The following is an 18,679-nucleotide window of genomic DNA, read 5'->3' on the forward strand; positions in this document are numbered from 1 at the left end:
CTTTCAGGACCCAACAGGGTGCTTACCATCCCGCTCCAGCCGCACCAACCAGTCGTTCCTGCACCCCATAGGGGCGTGTACTAGACGTCGTGGCCGTTGCCGGAGCCGAACTCACCAGTGTCTCCGCCATCGAGCACCCCGACCCGACACTCGCGGGCCGCGGGCTCCATACCGCCTTTCGACGGATGGTGCTCCTTAGAAAGGAGGTGATCCAGCCGCACCTTCCGGTACGGCTACCTTGTTACGACTTCGTCCCAATCGCCAGCCCCACCTTCGACGGCTCCCTCCCCGAGGGGTTGGGCCACCGGCTTCGGGTGTTGCCGACTTTCGTGACGTGACGGGCGGTGTGTACAAGGCCCGGGAACGTATTCACCGCAGCGTTGCTGATCTGCGATTACTAGCGACTCCGACTTCACGGGGTCGAGTTGCAGACCCCGATCCGAACTGAGACCGGCTTTTTGGGATTCGCTCCACCTCACGGTATCGCAGCCCATTGTACCGGCCATTGTAGCATGCGTGAAGCCCTGGACATAAGGGGCATGATGACTTGACGTCATCCCCACCTTCCTCCGAGTTGACCCCGGCAGTCTCCGATGAGTCCCCGCCATTACGCGCTGGCAACATCGGACGAGGGTTGCGCTCGTTGCGGGACTTAACCCAACATCTCACGACACGAGCTGACGACAGCCATGCACCACCTGTCACCGGCCCCGAAGGACCCCCCATCTCTGAGGGATTTCCGGTGATGTCAAACCCAGGTAAGGTTCTTCGCGTTGCATCGAATTAATCCGCATGCTCCGCCGCTTGTGCGGGCCCCCGTCAATTCCTTTGAGTTTTAGCCTTGCGGCCGTACTCCCCAGGCGGGGCGCTTAATGCGTTAGCTGCGGCACAGGGAACCGGAGAGGCCCCCCACACCTAGCGCCCAACGTTTACAGCGTGGACTACCAGGGTATCTAATCCTGTTCGCTCCCCACGCTTTCGCTCCTCAGCGTCAGTATCGGCCCAGAGACCCGCCTTCGCCACCGGTGTTCCTCCTGATATCTGCGCATTTCACCGCTACACCAGGAATTCCAGTCTCCCCTACCGAACTCTAGCCTGCCCGTATCGACTGCAGGCCCGCAGTTGAGCTGCGGGTTTTCACAGTCGACGCGACAAGCCGCCTACGAGCTCTTTACGCCCAATAAATCCGGACAACGCTCGCGCCCTACGTCTTACCGCGGCTGCTGGCACGTAGTTGGCCGGCGCTTCTTCTGCAGGTACCGTCACTTACGCTTCGTCCCTGCTGAAAGAGGTTTACAACCCGAAGGCCGTCATCCCTCACGCGGCGTCGCTGCATCAGGCTTGCGCCCATTGTGCAATATTCCCCACTGCTGCCTCCCGTAGGAGTCTGGGCCGTGTCTCAGTCCCAGTGTGGCCGGTCGCCCTCTCAGGCCGGCTACCCGTCGTCGCCTTGGTAGGCCATCACCCCACCAACAAGCTGATAGGCCGCGAGCCCATCCCAGGCCGAAAAACTTTCCACCACCAGCCATGCGGCCAGCAGTCCTATCCGGTATTAGCCCCGGTTTCCCGGGGTTATCCCAAAGCCTAGGGCAGGTTGCTCACGTGTTACTCACCCGTTCGCCGCTCGAGTACCCCGAAGGGCCTTTCCGCTCGACTTGCATGTGTTAAGCACGCCGCCAGCGTTCGTCCTGAGCCAGGATCAAACTCTCCAACAAAAATCAGAGAAAATCCTGACAACAAAAGTGTTGCCAAAGGAATCCCAAACCAACAGACCCAAAGACCTGCCAGAACGGGGCATCAAACAATTTGGCACTGGCTTATCAAGCACCCTGTTGAGTTCTCAAAGAACAACCACACACCATCCGGAAACCCTACATCGTAGGACCCCGTCCGGGGCAACCTCTCTAAGTTACCCGGTCCGACTTCCGTCGTCAACCTCGTGTCCGAGGTGATCAACTTGGTTCGGCCCGATCCACGATGACGCACGCCGTGTCCGGCGGTCGTTACTGTCGTGGGAAGCGGCAGACCGGCCGATCACCGCTCTCGCGGCCACCCGCCCGGCTCCCTGCCGGCTTTCGAACTCTACCCGGTCGGCTTCGCGATCGCAACCCCGTGGGGTTTCGCACCGCCCGGCCCAGGCTCGTACCAGGTTACAACCCGGCGGACCCTGGAGCCATTCCCGCGGTCCGGCCTCCGGGGCTTTCGCCTGTTTCGTCCGTTCCGCGCTGGCAGAGAGAAAGTTACGCGTTCGCCTCCGGGAAGGCAAATCAGCGGTGCTGGATGGCTCTGGCCGACGTCCGGCACCAGGACCGTCGACCCGCGTCCCCGGTAGGACCGCGCCGACGTGCCCGCCGTGCCACAGTGGTCGGCATGAACGAGGCGTACGGAGCCGCTGCGGCGGCGATGGCCGAGGACGCGGTGCTGGGACTCCTCCTGCCGTTCTGGCAGCTGGTCATCGGCGCGTTCGTGCTCTTCGTCGTCCTGGTCTCGGTGGGACGGCTCGCCCGGCGCGGACGCTCCCGGATGACCACCGCACTGCTGATCACCGCCGCGGCGATCGCCGGCTTCGCCGTGGTCGGGGTGCTCCTCGAGGGTTGAGGACGATCACATTCGCCGGTTGGCCAGGCTCGGCAGCTCGGCGCGGATCGTCCGCAGCCGCTCCAGGTCCAGTTCGGTGACGGCGAGACCCGGACCGTCCGGCACCTGGCTCAGCACCGTCCCCCACGGGTCCACCACCATGCTGCGCCCGAAGCAGGTCCGCCCTGGCTCGTGGTCACCGGTCTGGCCGGCGGCCGCGACGAAGCACTGGTTCTCGATCGCCCGTGCCCGAAGCAGGACCTCCCAGTGGTCCCGGCCGGTGTGCATCATGAACGCCGCCGGGACTACGAGCAGCTGGGCGCCACCGTCGGTGGCGAGTTGGCGGTAGAGCTCGGGGAAGCGCAGGTCGTAACAGATCGACAAGCCCACCCGCAGGCCCTCGACGTCGACCACCACGGGCTGGTCGCCCGGCGCCACGGTCGCCGACTCCAGGTACGACACCCGGCCCGGGATTTCCACGTCGTACAGGTGGATCTTGCGGTAGCTGGCGGCGAGGGCGCCGGTGCGGTCGAACACCAGCGAGGTGTTCCAGGTGTGCTCGGGGTCGGGGCCGACCTCGTGGAAGGAACCGGCGATCACCCAGACCCCGAGCCGCCGGGCGATCCCGGCAAAGAACTGCCCCACCACGCCGTCGACCGGCTCGGGCTGCGGCATGCCGGCCGCAGGGCCGAGGTAGTCGACGTACTCCGGGAGGACGGCGAGATCGGCGCCGGCCGCCGCGGCCCTGACCAGCAGGGCCTCGGCGGCGGCGAGGTTCGCCGTACGGTCGTCGCGGGCGTTGAGCTGGCAGACGGCGACGCGCATGGGGCTCAGCGTACGGGCGGACGACCGCCGACGACAGGGCTCAGATGCTCGCCAGGACCAGCGCCCCGGCGGCGAACCCCAGCCCGGCGACCTGCACCGGACGGAGGCGTTCGCGGTCGACGGCGAGCGCGAGCAGCACGGTGCTCGCCGGGTAGAGGGCGGCGATCGCGGCGACGATGCTCAGGTGGCCGCGGCTCGCCGCCGCCAGGTAGAGCGCGTTGGCCGCGGAATCCAGCAGGCCGGCGGCCGCGGCCCAGCCGAGCACCCGGCGCCCAAGCCGCAGGCGCACGCCTGTGCGCGCGGCGAGCGCCAGGCCGAAGGCGATCGAGGTGACCCGTACGGCGGCCACCGGCCACATGCCGGCGTCCTCGTCGGCCTGCCCGAGCAGGGCGAAGAAGACGCCGAAGAGCGCGCCCGCGCCGAGGGCCATCCCCACCAGCCGGGGGGACACCGCTCCGGAGGCCCCGCCCTCCCCCAGGCTCACCAGCGCGATGGACACCACGGCGAGCCCCGCGCCGCAGAGCGCGAGGGTGCCGGGTGAGTGGGCGGTGACCAGGCCCGCGAGGATCGGCACCAACGCGGCCGTGATCGCGGTGACCGGCGCGACGACGGCCATCATCCCGCCGGCCAGCGCGCGGTAGAGCAGGACGACCCCGGCCGCGCCGGCCACCCCCGCGATCAGACCCCAGAGCAGGTCGGTACGGCTCGGCGTGCCGGGGACCACCAGCACCAGCGCGAGCAGCAGTGGGACGCTCAACAGCTGCGAGACCACCGTGACGGCGATCGGATCGGCGCGCCGGGACGCCTTGCCGCCGGAAAAGTCGGCCGTGCCGAAGGCGACCGCGGACACCGCCGCGAGCACAATGGGGAACATGCTACTTTCGTATCACAATAATGACCGCGGAGGATAGTGTAATGACCGACGCCGGTGCCGGACGCGTGAGCGCCGTGACCTCCGCCGTGGCGCGTCAGGTACGCGAGCTACGCGCCGCCCGCGGCTGGTCCTTCGACGAACTGGCCGGCCGGTCCGGCGTGAGCAAGGGGATGCTCGTGCAGATCGAGGGGGCGCGGACCAACCCCAGCATCGGCACGCTCTGCCGGGTCGCCGACGCCTTCGGGGTCAACATCGCCCGGCTCCTCGAGCCCGAGGAGGAGACCACCGTGCGGATCTCCGCCGCCGGGGAGGCACCGGTGCTCTGGCGCGGCGACCGCGGCGGGAGCGCCCGGCTGCTCAGCGGAATCGGCGAGCCGGACCTGGTCGAGCTGTGGGACTGGCGGCTGCATCCGGGCGAGACGCACCATTCCCCCGACCATCCGCGGGGTACGCGGGAGGCGCTGCACGTCCTGGCCGGGACGGTGGTGGTCGTGGTCGACGGCGTCGAGCACGTCATACGGGCCGGGGAGACGATCGAGTTCCACGCCGACCGCGAGCACGGCTACCGCAACGCAGGCGACGAGCCGGTGCGGCTGGTCATGGTGGTGGTCACCCCGTCGGGCGAGTGGGACCGGCGGACCCGCTCACGCCGACCGCGCCCGGACTGACCCCGGGCGCGGTCGTGGTGGCGCTCAGGCCGACTTCTCCTCGCGGTCCCGACGGGCCCGCCGACCGGTGAACTCGCGGGGCACGATCGTCGGGTTGACGTTCTCCAGGACCGCCTCGCGGGTGATCAGCACGCGGGCGGCGTCGGGGTTGCTCGGCACCTCGTACATCACGGAGAGCAGGACCTCTTCCATGATCGCCCGGAGGCCGCGGGCGCCAGTGCCACGGAGCATCGCCTGGTCGGCGATCGCCTCCAGCGCCGCCGGCTCGAACTCCAACTCGACGCCGTCGAGCTCGAAGAGGCGCTGGTACTGGCGGACCAGCGCGTTGCGCGGCTCGGTGAGGATGCGCACCAGGGCGGTGCGGTCGAGGCTGCGCACGTTGGTGATCACCGGGAGCCGGCCGATGAACTCCGGGATCAGCCCGAACTTGAGCATGTCCTCCGGCATGACCTGGCTGAAGATGTCGTCCGTCGACCGCTCGGAGACCGACCGGAGCCGGGCGCCGAAGCCGGTGCCGCCGGAGCCGGTGCGGGCCTCGATGATCTGGTCGAGCCCGGCGAAGGCACCGCCGCAGATGAACAGCACGTTGGTGGTGTCGATCTGGATGAACTCCTGGTGCGGGTGCTTGCGCCCGCCCTGCGGTGGCACGTTGGCCACCGTGCCCTCCAGCATCTTCAGCAGCGCCTGCTGGACACCCTCGCCGGAGACGTCCCGGGTGATCGACGGATTCTCCGACTTGCGGGCGATCTTGTCGACCTCGTCGATGTAGATGATGCCGGTCTCGGCGCGCTTGATGTCGTAGTCCGCCGCCTGGATCAGCTTGAGGAGGATGTTCTCCACGTCCTCACCGACGTAGCCCGCCTCGGTAAGGGCGGTGGCGTCGGCGATGGCGAAGGGGACGTTGAGCATCCGGGCGAGGGTCTGCGCCAGGTGCGTCTTGCCGCAGCCGGTAGGCCCGAGCAGCAGGATGTTGGACTTGGCCAGCTCGACGGTGTCGCCGGAGCCCGGCGCGCCGGACGCCTCGGCCTGGATCCGCTTGTAGTGGTTGTAGACCGCGACCGCGAGCGCTTTCTTGGCCTGGTCCTGGCCGACCACGTAGTTGTCGAGGAACTGGCAGATCTCCATCGGCTTGGGAAGCTCTTCCCACTTCACCTCGCCGGACTCGGCCAGCTCCTCCTCGATGATCTCGTTGCAGAGATCGATGCACTCGTCGCAGATGTAGACGCCCGGGCCCGCGATGAGCTTCTTCACCTGCTTCTGGGACTTGCCACAGAAGGAGCACTTCAGTAGGTCGCCGCCGTCACCGATCCGTGCCACCTACGTTCTCCCTGCACTCGTCGGCCGGAACGCCGGCCTGACCTGCGGGCGTCTGGCGCCCGTCCGTCTCTCTGCCCCGCGGGTCCGACCAGCGAAGCGGTACAGACCCGACGTTACCCGCTGGCGGTGGTTTCTCCGACCCCCAAAACGGGTGTGTCAGAGGCCGACCGGGAACCATGTCCCGGCCGACCTCCGACCCAGTGTTGCTCAGCTGGTGGCGTGGGCCGCCAGCAGGCCCTTCTTGCGGCTGGTCAGGATCGTGTCGACCAGCCCGTACTCGCGGGCCTCCTCGGCCGTCATGATCTTGTCGCGGTCGATGTCCTTGCGGACCTGCTCCATCGGCCGGTTGCAGTGCCGGGAGAGCATCTCCTCCAGCTGGGTCCGCATCCGCAGGATCTCCTTGGCCTGGATCTCGATGTCCGAGCCCTGCCCGTAGCCGCCCTCGGTGGCCGGCTGGTGGATGATGATCCGGGAGTTGGGCAGCGCCATCCGCTTGCCCGGGGTGCCCGCCGACAGCAGCACGGCGGCCGCGCTGGCCGCCTGGCCGAGGCAGACCGTCTGGATGTCCGGCCGGACGTACTGCATGGTGTCGTAGATCGCCGTCATGGCGGTGAAGGAGCCGCCGGGCGAGTTGATGTACATGATGATGTCGCGGTCCGGGTCGGTGCCCTCCAGCGTCAGCAGCTGGGCCATCACGTCGTTGGCCGACGCGTCGTCCACCTGGACGCCGAGGAAGATGATCCGGTCCTCGAAGAGCTTGTTGTACGGGTTGGACTCCTTGACCCCGTACGAGGTGCGCTCGACGAACGACGGAAGCACGTAGCGGTTGTGCACGGCCGCGAACTGGGGCGGCAAACTCAGATCGGTCATCGTCAGCTCCTCAGCTCAGGGTCCCGGCGCCTTCCGGAACCTGGGCGGCCCCGGTGATCACCTTGTCGATGAAGCCGTAGTCCACGGCCTCCTGGGCAGTGAACCAACGGTCGCGGTCCGAGTCCGCCTCGATCTCCGCCGCGGTCCGGCCGGTGTGGAACGCGACCCGCTCCTGGAACATCCGCTTGGTGTAGAGCATCTGCTCCGCCTGGATCGCGATGTCCGCGGCCGTGCCGCCCATGCCGCCGGACGGCTGGTGCATCATGATCCGTGCGTGCGGCAGGGCGTACCGCTTGCCCTTGGTGCCCGCGCAGAGCAGCAGCTGGCCCATGGAGGCCGCCATGCCCATCGCCACCGTCGAAACGTCGTTGTCGATGAACTGCATGGTGTCGTAGATCGCCATACCCGAGTAGACCGAGCCACCCGGCGAGTTGATCCAGAGGTTGATGTCGCGGTCCGGGTCCTCCGCGGCGAGCAGCAGGAGCTGCGCGCAGATGCGGTTGGCGACCTGGTCGGTCACCTCGCTGCCCAGGAAGATGATCCGCTCCTTGAGCAACCGGTTGTAGACCGAGTCGTCGAGGTTGCCAATGTTGTCGCCACCACGGGCCTCGATCGCCCGGAGCGGCTTCGGTGGGATGTGCATGTCGGTCATGGCAGCCCTTCGCTCTCCGTACCGTCCTACCCGACCCTAACCGCTCAACCGGGGGCCGTACTCCCGGTCGGGACACTGTTCGCTCTCAGCGCAGTTGTCCTGAAGACGTACCCGAAAAAGGGTTTTGGCCGCCGTCCACCGCAAGCGGCGGACGGCGGCCTCAAACCGACGATCAGTGCTCGTGCTCGTGCTCGGCCTCGCTCTGCGCGCGCAGCGCGTCGAGCGTGACCTCGTTGCCGGCCGAGTCCTTGATCTTGATCTTCTCCATCACCGAGGAGAGCGCCTTGCCGCGGCGCACGTCACCGAAGACGGCGGCGGCGGCACCGGAGCGGACCAGCTGGTCGTAGTACTGCTGCGGGGCCATGCCGGCGCGCTGGGCGCGGTGGACGATCTCGTGGCCGAACTCGTCGTCGGAGACCTGGACGTCCTCGGCGTCGGCCAGGGTGTCCAGCAGGAGCTGGATCTTGACGCCGTCGGTCGCCGCCTCGGTCAGCTCCGCGTCGATCTGCTCCTCGGTCTTCTCCTCGGCGGCGAGGTACTCCTCCAGGGAGGCGCCGATCCGCTCGAGCTGGTCGACCATGGCGGCCTTGCGGCTCTCGACCTCCTCGCGGACGACCCCTTCCGGCGCCGGCACCTCAGCGGCGGCGACCATCTGCTCGAGGGCCTTGTCCCGGGCGGCGTAGATCTGCTCGACCTGCTTGCCCCGGGTCACCCGCTCGCGCAGGTCGTTCCGCAGCTCCTCGATGGTGTCGAACTCGCTCGCCATCTGGGCGAAGTCGTCGTTGAGCTCCGGCAGCTCCTTCTCCTTGACGGTGCGGACCGTCACCGTCACCTCGGCGTCCCGGCCGGCGTAGTCGCCGCCCACGAGCTGGGTGGTGAAGGTGGTGCTGTCGCCGGCGGCGACGCCGACCAGGGCCTCGTCCAGGCCCGGCAGGAGCTGCTTGCTGCCGACCTCGTGCGAGATGTTGCTCGCCGAGCCGCCTGGCACTTCCTCGCCGTCGACGGTGGCGTTCAGGTCGATCTGGACGTAGTCGCCCTCCTGCGCGGCCCGCTCGACGGTCTTCAGGGTCGCGAACCGCTCGCGCAGGCTCTGCACCTGCTGGTCGATCTCGCTGTCGTCGACCTTGAGCTCGTCCACGGTCACCTCGATGGTGGCCGGGTCCGGCAGGGTGATCTCCGGACGGACGTCGACCTCGGCGGTGAAGTTGAGCGAGTCACCGTCGTTGAACTCGGTGATCTCGACCTCCGGCCGGCCGAGGGTCTTCAGGTCGTGCTCGCGGACCGCGGCGAGGATGTTCTGCGGGATGGCCTCCTGCACCGCCTCGTTGAGGACGGTGCCCCGGCCCACCCGCTGGTCGATGACGGCCGCGGGCACCTTGCCCCGGCGGAAGCCGGGAACCTGGACCTGCTGGCCGATTTCCCGGTACGCCTTCTTGAGGCTCGGCTCGAGCTCGACGAACGGCACCTCGATGGCGAGCCGCACGCGCGTCGGGCTCAGAGTCTCGACGGTGCTCTTCACAGGCGTACTCCTTGACGGATCTCAGTTGAGTCTGGGCGTGATTGCGCGCATCGAGTGTAGGCGAGCCGACCTGCTGCTTCGGCAGCGCCCGGGTACCGCGCGGAAAATTCGGGCGGCGCCCCGGGCGACCCGGCCGCGAACGACAGTCGGGGTGGCGGGATTTGAACCCACGGCCCCTCGCTCCCAAAGCGAGTGCGCTACCAAGCTGCGCCACACCCCGTGGCGACGAGAAGTGTATGCCGTCGCCGCCCGCCCGACCTCCCCGGGCGGCGACCACCCGCCGCCCCACCCCGCCCGGCGCCCGCCCGTGCCGGCCCCGCGCCCGATCGGGCGCGGGCAGGGCCGAGGCGACAATTTCCCGGAAAGAGTGGCCACCGACCCGCGCCGAGGCCACTCTTTTCGCGAATTTGTGCGGATCTTGGCGTCGGGCGGGGACCGCGGGCGAGCGGCGCGCGGTATCGGGCTGCGCGTCCGGTGCGGGGATTGGGTAGGCTGTCTGGCGCGCCCCGACATCGGGGTGCTTGCGGGCGTAGCTCAATGGCAGAGCTTCAGTCTTCCAAACTGACGGTGCGGGTTCGATTCCCGTCGCCCGCTCCACCCACGAAGGCCCAGGTAGACCGCATGATCGCGGCACCTGGGCCTTTCGCTTCTCCCCCATGTTGGATCTTGCGTGCCAATCGCGTGCCATTCACGGCCGGCGTCGGCCCTCTCCGGTGATGCGGCGGTCCATCGCCCGGGCGATCTCGCGGTCGCGCTCATCGGTGGCGTGCTGGTAGATCAGAGCGGCGCGCATGGTGCCGTGTCCCATTCGGTGCATGAGCTCGCGGGTGCTGGCCCCGGAGGCGGCGGCGAGGGTGTTGCCGGTGTGGCGCAGGTCGTGGAAGTGGAAGCCAGACAGGCCCAACGAGGCGACCGTCTTGGTCCACTTGACGGCCCGCCCGAAGTTGCCGGAACGCAGCGGCGCACCCTTCGCCCCGGTGAAGATCAGCGCCTCGGGGCCGTCCTCGACGTGCTCGGCCAGGTGCTCGCGAAGTGCCTCAACCGCGGCCGCCGGCAGCGCGACGACGCGGACCCCGGCGGCCGACTTGGGTGGCCCGAACTCCAGGCGATCCTTCAGGGCGGCGAGCTTGCGGGGCACCCGCACGGTCGCGGCGTCGAGGTCTACGTCGCAGCGGCGCAGGGCAGCCAGCTCTCCCCAGCGCAGGCCCGAGAGGGCAGCGACGATGATGAGCGCGGCGAAGCGGGCCGGCATGGCGTCGGCCAGGGCGTAGACCTGGGCGATGGTGGCGGTGGGCCGTTCCGGCGTGTGGAAGCGGTCATAGCCCTTGATCCGGCACGGGTTCTGCCGAAGGATCTCGTCCTCCCGCACCGCCGTGTTGAGGACGGCCCGCAGCAGGCAGTACGCCTTGACCGCCTGGGGCTCCGGGGTGCCGCCGTTGAGCAGCTTGCCGCGCCAACTCCGGATGGTCGCCGGCTTGATGGCGGCCAGGGCGATGTGCCCGAGGTGGGGCCGGATGTGCAGGGCGAACAGGTACTCATAGAGCTGGCGGGTACGCGGGGCGAGACGCCGCTCCCTGATCCAGCGGTCCCCGTAGTCCGACAGCCGGATCTCCCCCGCCTCTGGGGGCACCCACTCCCCACGTAGAATCTCCGACTCCACGACCGTGAGCCACTTCTCGGCCTGGCGCTCGGTGGCGAAGGTCTGCGGAGCGGTCCGCATCACGCCATCCGAGCCGAGGTAGCGGGCCTGCCACCGGGCGGAGGGCAGCTTGCGGACGTTGCCGAAACGCCGCCGACGCTTGGCGCCCGCCATCAGGCCACCACCCCGAACTGCCGACGAAGCTTCGCCCGCGACGTCGGCACCACCCGGTTGGCCTCGATGTAGGCGGCCACCGCAGCAGGCTCGAACCGCACCAAGCGCCCGACCTTGACGTAGGCGATGCGCCGCTCGGCCACCAGCCGGCGGACGAAGCGAGGTGTGGCACGAAGGCGAGCGGCTACCTCGCCGGCAGTCAGCAGATCATCCGTCACGTCGGGGCTCCTCCCGGCTCGGGCGGCTCGGTTCAGTTGCCGAAACATCGGGTGGTGCCTGGTTGCGTCTCGCGGCGTCGAGCTGCGTCCGCCATTGGATGCGTTCGGAGATCGCTCGCAGGACCCGGTGGCCGAGGGGCGGCACGTCGGGATCGGTCGGCCGGGCCAGTTCCCAGGCGTGCCGCACCGTGTCGGAGCCGGCCGGGGCGGCGGCAGCGTCGGTGGTGACGCCGAGCAGGGCCTTGACCCACTCGCGCCGGTCGGCCCGGTGGTCGGCGAGGGTCTTGCCGGACCACTGGCGGGAGATGAGGACGCGTCGGCCGCCGATGCCGAGGGTTTCCCGCTTGTGGACCTTGTTCTTGCAGTTGCCCGGCTTCAACCCGGGCCGGGCCTTCTTCGGCTGGATGCCGTAGAGCAGCCAGTTGGCGCACCGCTCCGAGCAGGGCGTGTGCCGTAGTTCCTGCCAGAGCCGTTCCAGGTGTGCCCGCTGCCGGCCGGTGGTCACGTCGTGGCAGTCGGCGGCCTGCTTGGTCAGGTACTTGGTGATGTAGCCGACGCACCGGTCCGCGTCCTTGGTGCCTGCCAGGACGCCCTTGGCGTCGATCTGACTGCCGAACCGGACGACGTGCACGGGTTCGGCGTCGGGGTCAGCATCGACGAAGTCCAGGGCGTCATCCCACGTCGGCAGCAGCCGGCCGGTGTCCGGATCGGTGTAGCCGCCGGCGGCCACGTCCCACTGCGGCGCCCTCCCCGGTTCGTAGACCAGCTGGTCGGCGGGCGGCCACCACACCTGGTGATACGTCGCGGCGGCCGCCTGCCGGACCAGGGCGCGAGGGATCGTGCCGCGCATGGCGAAGTGCGCGTGAGGAGCCAGCCGTCGCTGCGGCTCGACCGCCCCGGCGTATTGGACGTTCCAGCCGACCGCGCGGCGCAAGTTCTGCCAGAACCGATCGAGCAGCCGGGGGAAGTGGACCGCATCCCAGGCGGCCCCGCGGTAGTCGTAGCTGTCCGGGTCGACGGGGGTGCCGTCGGAGTGGACGCGGCCGTAGGAGCCGAGGGTGAGGGTGAGGAACATTGACGGCCGAAACACCTGCCCCGCGTGACCCTCGAAGGTCCGGCCCACCGTCCGGTTCTCGACGGGGAGACGGGGCAGGTCGGGGGCGTCCTGCCGCCGCTTGGTCGACCGCACCCGGCGCTTCCCGTCACCCGCCTCCTGGTCGTCGTCGGTGGCGTGTGGTGGGGCGGGTCGGCCGCGGAGTCCTTCGGTGGTGATCTGGGCTTCCAGCTCTGCGATGGCGTCGTCCAGGTCCGCGACTTGATCCCACTGTGAGGCGCGGGCGGCTTCGTCGCGGGCGAACTCGAGATGCGCCCGAGCCACGATCAGGCCGCGTTGGGCGTCGGTGGCGGGTTGGGGGCCGGGGTCGGGTTCGTCGTCGCGGTGCCAGCCCTCGCGGATCTGCTGCTGCCGCAGCCGGCGGGCGCGGGTGGCGCAGGCCGGGCACTTGGCTTCCTGCGTCGCCCCGCAGGGCATGTCGATCACTTCGGTCTGCCCCGAGTCAAGGTCGGTGCGACGCAGGGAGACGGGCCGGGTGCAAACGCCGTAATCAGCGGCCAGATCCTTGACCACGTCGACGGAGCGGGGCATGAGCATCCGGGCGGCCCGGGAGCCCGGCCTCGGACCCTCCTGGGTGGCGGGGTCGAGGCCGGGCAGGGTCGAAGCAGTCGTCATCGGCCCACCCCCGGCGTCGGGGCGAGGTCACGGACGCGGAGGGTGGGGCGGGGGTCGGCGGTGGCGTGGTCGTCGCGGAGCGGGTCGAAGGCGACGACGCCGGCCCGGGTGGTCTTGGCCCGGTACATGGCCGCGTCGGCGTCGGCCAGGGCGGCGGCGAGGCCGGCGGGGCTGGCGGGGGCGAGGCCGATGCTGGCGGTCACCGACACTGCGACGCCGGACGGGAGCCGGACCGTGCGGCGATGGCGGCAGCGAGTTGGCGGGCAGCCGCGGCCGGGTTCGGGTCGAGGAGAAGGGCGGCGAACTCGTCCCCACCGAGGCGGGAGGCGACACCGTGGGCGCGGCGCAGACGTTGCGCGACGGCGGTCAGCACGATGTCGCCGGCGGCGTGGCCGTGGGTGTCGTTGACCGGCTTGAAGCCGTCCAGGTCGACCACCACCACCCACGGCCGCAGCGGCGCGAGCTGCGTCCAGGCGTCGGCCAGCCCGGCGCGGTTCGCGAGGCCGGTCAGCGGGTCGCGGAGGGTGGCGCGTTGCAGGGCGGCCAGCTTGTAGCGGGCGACGTAGAGCCTGTACTGATCCCAAGCGAACAGGGCGAGGCCGGCGACGAGAAGCAGGCCGGTGAGGAGTGCGTCGGTCATCGGGTCACCTCTCCGATCAGCGGGACGCCGTTGCGGCGGGTGAACGCGGCCGGCGGCACCGGCACGACCGGGGCCGGTCGGGTCGGCTCGACGTCGACCAGGGCGACGGGCTCAGGCGCGGCCGGCGCGACGACCGGAGCCGGCTGGACGGACGGGGCGGGCGGTTCGACCGGCCGGACCGGCGGGGTGGCAGCCGGCGGAGCCGGGGCGGGGGCGGGTTCGGCGGCCGGGACCGGAGCAGGGGCGGTGGTGAGGACGAGCTTGGACAGGCCCATGAAGGCCAGGGCGGGGACGGCGGACAGGAGCCAGCCGGACAGGCCGGGCTTGGCGACGGCGAGCTGCGCGGCCAGGGACAGGAGCACGGCGGCGACGAGCAGGAACATCGGGTAGCCGACCGGCTGACCCGTGCGCCGTCGGCGGCGGATGGTCAGCAGCGCGGCAACCGGGACGAGTTCGGAGATGACGGCGTTGGCCCAGCCGAACCACTCGCCGGTGCCGGGCGGGCTGTTGTCGAGGGTCCAGTCCTTGACGTGGGTGAACGAGGCGGCCCCGGCGAAGCCGGCGACCAGGAGGAGGATGACGACGAGGACCAGGCCCTCGACCCGGTCGGTGCGGGTCGTGGTGGGGTGGGGTTTCATGCGGCACCGTCCAGAATCTCGCCGTCGATGACCCGGAGGCGACCGTAGGTGTGGGCCATGTCGCGGATCTCGTCATCGGTCAGGTAGGAGAAGCGGACTCGCATCGGGGTCGGGTCACCGTCAATCACCACGAACCCCACTCCCGGCAGGTTCTGCGGGATGCGGTCGCACAGCGCGCCCCGGTCCCGCATCCCCTCACCCAGCACCAGGTCCACCTGCGCCGCTTCCGCCAGCCGCAGGCCGATGCGGGTGGGGAACAGGTCCCGGAACGGCAGCACCTCCTTGCGGGGGTCCTGGATCGCGGCCAGGACGTGCACACCCACCGCCCGGCCCTGAGAGAGCAGGATCGACAGGGCCGCCTTGATCCGGTCCTTCAACTGCCGGTCGGTCAGGTACGCGGTCAGGTTCGCGAGCTCATCAATCACCACGACGATCAGCGGCTCATCCGGGGTCGGCGTGTGCTGGCGGGTCCGGCCGTACAGCTTGGCGGCCCGGTCCTTGGCGACGGTGGCGGCTTCCTCGACCAGCTCACACATGGCCGTGTAGTCCTTGCGGGCGAACCGGGCGAACATCGGCGCGCCCATCCCGAGTTCCATGCCGCCCTTGGGGTCCAGGCCCCAGAGCTGCACGAGGCCGGAGGTGACTCCGGCGGCGAGGGAGCGGACCACGGACCAGATGACCGAGCCCTTCCCGGACCCGGTGGCGCCCACGACCAGGACTTGAGTGCCGAACAGGCGCAGGTCGTAGCCGTCGCCGTCCTCGCACCGGCCCACGGGCAGGGCGGTGAACTCGGGTACCGCCGGCACCGGCAGGGGGCGGACGGTCTTGGCGAGGGGGTCACCGCGGAACAGGTGCAGCAGCACCACATCCGGGCGAGCCCCGGGGACGGCCTTGACCTGGCGGACGCCGAACGTGTGCGCCAACCTCTCCGCGACCTTGGCGAAGTCGTCGGGGATCTGGCCGGTGACCATCCGCACCGTCACCACGTCCACGCCCGCCGCGCAGCGGACCTTGCGCAGCACGGGCAGGACGGTGTGATGGTCGAACGAGACCGCGAGGCGGGCAGTCACCATCGCGGCGTGCCAGTTGCGCCGGTACCGCCACCGCCGGAAGCGGGACAGGATCGGCCACCCCCCGAACCGCAGGAACGACGGCCGGTGACCGAAGCCCCAGCCGGCAGCGACAGCCGCCGCCGAGGCGACGACACCAACCGGGCCGACCCACCCGTACCGCAGATACAGCCAGCCGAACAACGCGGCCGGGGCGGTGACGTACCAGAACCGCACCAGCACCACCACCAGGCGGGCAAGGGCCTTGATGGTCCACCAGGAGAGCGCGAGCCACAGCGGGATGCGGATGAAGGGGGTGCGGACGTTGATCAGGGCAGGGTCGATCCGGTCACCCCGAATCACGTTGACCAGCGGCATCGGTTCGGCCCTCCCCCACAGCGGAGGCGAACAGGGAGCCCTGCCCGGGGGAGCCAGGCCGGCGGACGACGCGGCGGCGGGCCGCCGGCCGGGCGGGCATCAGCGCGGCCAGGTCGACCGGTCCTGTCTGCGGGGCGGGGACGTGGCGGGTCATGGTCGGCAGCCACCGGCCCCGACCCAGCACCGCCCGCAGGTCAACGCGGTCGACCACGTGTGGGGCGATCAGGTCTGGGTCCAGGTGGCGCAGCTTCACCACCGTCCGCGCCAGAGCAGCGGCGGCGGCGGAGATCTCCACCAGCACCGCCACGCGCACGGCGTCGGCCGGGATCGTGGTGTAGACCTCGCGGGCGGCCCGGATACCAGGGCCGGCCAGCCGCATCACGGTGCGGCGGTGGGTGCGACGAGCCGGGGCGGGGCGCGGGTTCCCGGCGATGCGGGCAGCGTCAGCTAGCGTGGGCATCAACCCACGCCTTTCAAGGGAGATGAGGGTGAAGGCGCGGGGCGGGAATCGTCTTGGCGGAAGAGGCCCGCCCCGCGCGTCCGACTCTGGTCAGGCCGCCTGCTTGATCGCGGCGGCTTCGGTCATCGCCCCGGCGCGGATCGACCACGCCTGACGCGCCCGGCACTTCGTCCCGTTGCCCTTGCAGCGCTGGGAGTCCACATACGGGGTGAGGGTCAGGTCGGTGAACTCCACCGCCGGCGGATAGCCCGGAATCTTCGACGCCGGCGGCACCGGCTGCACCGGCGCGGCGATCTTCACCTTGACCTCCTTCGACCCACCGAACTTCCCGGCCTCCGGGTCCAGGTCCAAGACCTTCACCACCCACAGACGCTCGCCCGTGTCCTTGTCCCGCGCCTGGTCATCACCCTGACCACGCTTGTCGAAGTCCGTCACCGCCTCCACACCCAGGCACAACGCCCCGTGCGGAAACGCGTAGTCGAACGGAACCGGAACCTTGATCGTGTTCGGGACAGCCATGCCCCAGACCTCCTAGTCGAGTCGGCCGGCTTCCCCGGCCCTTGACTGGCTCGCTCGCCGGGCTTCCGGCGCACTTCGATGATGCTCGCTGTCTCGCGCACCGTCAAGCAATTGCGAGCAATTGCTCTAGGATTGGACTGGCCAGGTCCCGTCACCCGTACGAAGTCGCCCCGGTTGTCTAGCCAGCAGCCGGGGTGATTGCGTGAAGATGCGCGGCAGTGCAGCATCGAAGGCATCTGCGTCGCGGGACGCAGCGATGGAAGGGGCCTGAGGATGCGGAACCTGGAGTTCCTGTGGAAGGACGCCACCTCTGGCGGGGGCGGCTGCCCGGCGCTGTACAAGACCGAGGGCGGCTACGTCGTTCAGGGCATCAAGCTCGATGACGAAACTCGCGCGCAGCTTCGCCAGCTGGCGGACAACGAGGACGGCGTTTTCGTCCCGGCGAACGTGCTCGACCGCCTGCGCGAGATGGGCTGAACATGGGAACACCGCTCACCGACGACGAGTTCGCCGACCAGCTCCGGATGTTCGACCACACCGCGTTCCGGCTGGAACTCCAGCCGGCGTACCTGGAGCCCAGCGAGCACGACACGGTGGCGAAGTTCTTGGCCGGCAGCCCGGAGCCCCCGACGCAGGTTCCCGGGCTTGCTGCCTGGTTCGAGCAGATCGCCGAGTTGACGCAGCAGGGCAAGCGGATCGAGCGCGTGCGGGTACACGAGGATCCGCCGACCGACTACCAGCGATGGGAACGTTGGATCGGCCGGTGGAACGTCGAAGCGGGCGAGGAGATCCACTATCTGACGCGGGCGAGAGCGCATGAGATCGGCTTGCTGCCCGCAGCCGGCAATGTCGACTGGTGGTTGCTGGATTCCAGCCGACTGATCATGATGCGGTTCGACGAGGTTGGCCACCGGATCAGCAACGAGCTGGTGACCGACCCGGCGACCGTGGTGCAGGCGTGTGCGTGGCGGGACCTGGCAGTCCACTACGCCGCTCCGACCAACGCGCGGAGCGCAGCCGCCTAGCACGAGGAGTCATCCGTGAACCCGATCGAAGAGTGGCTGACCCAGCCCGAAGGACTGGCCGATCGCCTGCGTGCCCTGCGCACGCAGGCCGGCCTGTCCGGCAAGCAGCTCGCCGAGGCGAACGGCTGGGCGCCGTCGAAGGTCTCTCGGCTGGAGAACGGCCGACAGATGCCCGCACCAGCCGACCTCTACGCCTGGGCGCGTGCCTGCGGCGCGGACGATGCCGCCCAGGACTTGCTGCGCATGCTCGGCGAGGTCCAGGCTGTGCACCGCGACTGGCGCCGCCGAATGCGCCAAGGTCAAGCAGCCGTGCAGGACAGCTACAACCAGCTTGTCGCGGAGTCGCGCCTCATCCGGCACTTCGAGACCGTGTACGTACCGGGCCTGCTCCAGACCGCCGACTACGCCCGGCGCATCCTCACCGAGATGGTCGAGCTGCACAACCTCGACATCGCCGACGTGGACGCCGCCGTAGCCACCCGCATGCAGCGCCAGCACCTGCTGTACGACACCAGCAAGCGGTTCGAGTTCCTGCTAGCCGAGCCCGTGCTGCGGTGGCTGTTGTGCCCGCCCGAGGTCATGCGCGGCCAGCTCGACCGCCTGCAAACCGTCGTCGGTGTACCGAACATCCGCTTCGGCATCCTGCCCCTCGGCATCCAACTCACCACCACCCCGCAGAACTCCTTCCAGATGTACGACGACGTCGCCATCGTGGAAACCTTCGTCGGCGAGACCACCCACCGCGACGACCAAGCCGCGGCGTACGCCAACGCCATCGAACGACTCTGGAACGAAGCCGTCACAGGTGAAGACGCCCGCACACTTATCGTCCGTGCGGCCCACGACCTCCGAAATTAGGCAGCCCCAGGCGGCCTGTCCGTCGATCATTGCATCTGCCAAACCAACGA

18 protein-coding genes, 2 tRNA genes, 1 rRNA gene and 1 pseudogene are annotated in these 18,679 nt (G+C 69.5%); 6 read left to right on the forward strand and 16 right to left on the reverse strand.

All coding sequences use genetic code 11. The features are described from left to right. Window positions 1–199 precede the first annotated feature (199 nt). A 16S ribosomal RNA gene (locus tag GA0070624_RS31370) occupies window positions 200–1,715 on the reverse strand. 655 nt (window positions 1,716–2,370) lie between these two features. Between GA0070624_RS31370 and GA0070624_RS31375 the strand changes: the two genes are divergently transcribed. Next, window positions 2,371–2,598: a hypothetical protein gene (locus GA0070624_RS31375; RefSeq protein WP_091350253.1), complete on the forward strand. Its 228-nt coding sequence runs from the start codon at window positions 2,371–2,373 to the stop codon at window positions 2,596–2,598. Between the two features lie 6 nt (window positions 2,599–2,604). Here GA0070624_RS31375 and GA0070624_RS31380 read toward each other — a convergent pair whose 3' ends face one another. Together GA0070624_RS31380 and GA0070624_RS31385 are read right to left on the reverse strand one after the other, a co-directional pair. Next, the gene (locus GA0070624_RS31380) at window positions 2,605–3,402 is read right to left on the reverse strand and encodes a carbon-nitrogen hydrolase family protein (protein WP_091346943.1); all 798 of its coding nucleotides are present in this window, start codon (window positions 3,400–3,402) and stop codon (window positions 2,605–2,607) included. 40 nt (window positions 3,403–3,442) lie between these two features. Continuing rightward, window positions 3,443–4,276: an EamA family transporter gene (locus GA0070624_RS31385; RefSeq protein WP_091346945.1), complete on the reverse strand. Its 834-nt coding sequence runs from the start codon at window positions 4,274–4,276 to the stop codon at window positions 3,443–3,445. Window positions 4,277–4,317: 41 nt separating this feature from the next. Here GA0070624_RS31385 and GA0070624_RS31390 point away from each other — a divergent pair, with 41 nt between their 5' ends. Further along, window positions 4,318–4,944 carry a helix-turn-helix domain-containing protein gene (locus GA0070624_RS31390; protein WP_091346947.1) on the forward strand — a complete coding sequence of 209 codons (627 nt, stop codon included), beginning with the start codon at window positions 4,318–4,320 and terminating at the stop codon, window positions 4,942–4,944. A 24-nt stretch (window positions 4,945–4,968) separates the two neighbouring features. Here GA0070624_RS31390 and clpX read toward each other — a convergent pair whose 3' ends face one another. The 5 genes from clpX to GA0070624_RS31415 form a co-directional block, all read right to left on the reverse strand. Continuing rightward, complete coding sequence (clpX, locus tag GA0070624_RS31395; RefSeq protein WP_091346948.1) at window positions 4,969–6,261, reverse strand: ATP-dependent Clp protease ATP-binding subunit ClpX; 1,293 nt, start codon at window positions 6,259–6,261, stop codon at window positions 4,969–4,971. Window positions 6,262–6,468: 207 nt separating this feature from the next. Continuing rightward, window positions 6,469–7,131 (reverse strand): ATP-dependent Clp protease proteolytic subunit, encoded by a 663-nt coding sequence (locus GA0070624_RS31400; protein ID WP_091346950.1) that lies wholly within the window; start codon window positions 7,129–7,131, stop codon window positions 6,469–6,471. A gap of 10 nt (window positions 7,132–7,141) precedes the next feature. Beyond that, the gene (locus tag GA0070624_RS31405) at window positions 7,142–7,783 is read right to left on the reverse strand and encodes an ATP-dependent Clp protease proteolytic subunit (RefSeq protein WP_091346952.1); all 642 of its coding nucleotides are present in this window, start codon (window positions 7,781–7,783) and stop codon (window positions 7,142–7,144) included. Window positions 7,784–7,955: 172 nt separating this feature from the next. Continuing rightward, complete coding sequence (gene tig / locus GA0070624_RS31410; protein WP_091346954.1) at window positions 7,956–9,302, reverse strand: trigger factor; 1,347 nt, start codon at window positions 9,300–9,302, stop codon at window positions 7,956–7,958. Window positions 9,303–9,448: 146 nt separating this feature from the next. Continuing rightward, window positions 9,449–9,522 (reverse strand) — tRNA-Pro (locus GA0070624_RS31415). Window positions 9,523–9,825: 303 nt separating this feature from the next. On the opposite strand from GA0070624_RS31415, the gene GA0070624_RS31420 reads away from it, so the two are divergent. Further along, window positions 9,826–9,899: transfer RNA gene (locus GA0070624_RS31420), tRNA-Gly, on the forward strand. Window positions 9,900–9,990: 91 nt separating this feature from the next. On the opposite strand, the gene GA0070624_RS31425 is transcribed toward GA0070624_RS31420, so the two are convergent. The 8 genes and pseudogenes from GA0070624_RS31425 to GA0070624_RS31460 form a co-directional block, all read right to left on the reverse strand. Further along, window positions 9,991–11,115, reverse strand: a complete 1,125-nt coding sequence (locus GA0070624_RS31425; RefSeq protein ID WP_091346956.1) for a tyrosine-type recombinase/integrase — start codon at window positions 11,113–11,115, stop codon at window positions 9,991–9,993. Further along, window positions 11,115–11,333, reverse strand: coding sequence for a helix-turn-helix domain-containing protein (locus GA0070624_RS31430; protein WP_091346958.1), 219 nt, complete (start codon window positions 11,331–11,333; stop codon window positions 11,115–11,117). Before GA0070624_RS31430 ends, GA0070624_RS31425 begins: the two co-directional genes overlap by 1 nt. After that, window positions 11,323–13,062: a replication initiator gene (locus tag GA0070624_RS31435; protein ID WP_091346960.1), complete on the reverse strand. Its 1,740-nt coding sequence runs from the start codon at window positions 13,060–13,062 to the stop codon at window positions 11,323–11,325. Before GA0070624_RS31435 ends, GA0070624_RS31430 begins: the two co-directional genes overlap by 11 nt. Then, window positions 13,059–13,702 (reverse strand): annotated as a pseudogene (locus GA0070624_RS31440) (GGDEF domain-containing protein). Before GA0070624_RS31440 ends, GA0070624_RS31435 begins: the two are co-directional and overlap by 4 nt. Beyond that, window positions 13,699–14,340, reverse strand: coding sequence for a DUF2637 domain-containing protein (locus GA0070624_RS31445; protein WP_091346962.1), 642 nt, complete (start codon window positions 14,338–14,340; stop codon window positions 13,699–13,701). Before GA0070624_RS31445 ends, GA0070624_RS31440 begins: the two are co-directional and overlap by 4 nt. After that, a complete protein-coding gene (locus GA0070624_RS31450) occupies window positions 14,337–15,767 on the reverse strand; it encodes an FtsK/SpoIIIE domain-containing protein (protein WP_091346963.1) in 1,431 nt (476 codons plus the stop codon). Before GA0070624_RS31450 ends, GA0070624_RS31445 begins: the two co-directional genes overlap by 4 nt. After that, window positions 15,739–16,227, reverse strand: coding sequence for a hypothetical protein (locus GA0070624_RS31455; RefSeq protein WP_141715223.1), 489 nt, complete (start codon window positions 16,225–16,227; stop codon window positions 15,739–15,741). Before GA0070624_RS31455 ends, GA0070624_RS31450 begins: the two co-directional genes overlap by 29 nt. Before the next feature lie 90 nt (window positions 16,228–16,317). Further along, the gene (locus tag GA0070624_RS31460; RefSeq protein WP_091346967.1) at window positions 16,318–16,746 is read right to left on the reverse strand and encodes a hypothetical protein; all 429 of its coding nucleotides are present in this window, start codon (window positions 16,744–16,746) and stop codon (window positions 16,318–16,320) included. A 273-nt stretch (window positions 16,747–17,019) separates the two neighbouring features. Here GA0070624_RS31460 and GA0070624_RS31465 point away from each other — a divergent pair, with 273 nt between their 5' ends. The 3 genes from GA0070624_RS31465 to GA0070624_RS31475 are packed head-to-tail and all read left to right on the forward strand — an operon-like array spanning window position 17,020 to window position 18,629. Then, window positions 17,020–17,223, forward strand: coding sequence for a lipid A biosynthesis lauroyl acyltransferase (locus GA0070624_RS31465; RefSeq protein ID WP_091346970.1), 204 nt, complete (start codon window positions 17,020–17,022; stop codon window positions 17,221–17,223). A gap of 2 nt (window positions 17,224–17,225) precedes the next feature. Further along, entirely contained in the window at window positions 17,226–17,771 is a 546-nt protein-coding gene (locus GA0070624_RS31470) for a DUF6879 family protein (RefSeq protein WP_091346973.1), read from the forward strand. A gap of 15 nt (window positions 17,772–17,786) precedes the next feature. Next, complete coding sequence (locus tag GA0070624_RS31475; RefSeq protein WP_091346976.1) at window positions 17,787–18,629, forward strand: helix-turn-helix domain-containing protein; 843 nt, start codon at window positions 17,787–17,789, stop codon at window positions 18,627–18,629. Window positions 18,630–18,679: the final 50 nt, after the last annotated feature.

The sequence above is a fragment of the Micromonospora rhizosphaerae genome (assembly GCF_900091465.1).
In the GTDB taxonomy this organism is placed as follows: Bacteria; Actinomycetota; Actinomycetes; order Mycobacteriales; family Micromonosporaceae; genus Micromonospora; species Micromonospora rhizosphaerae.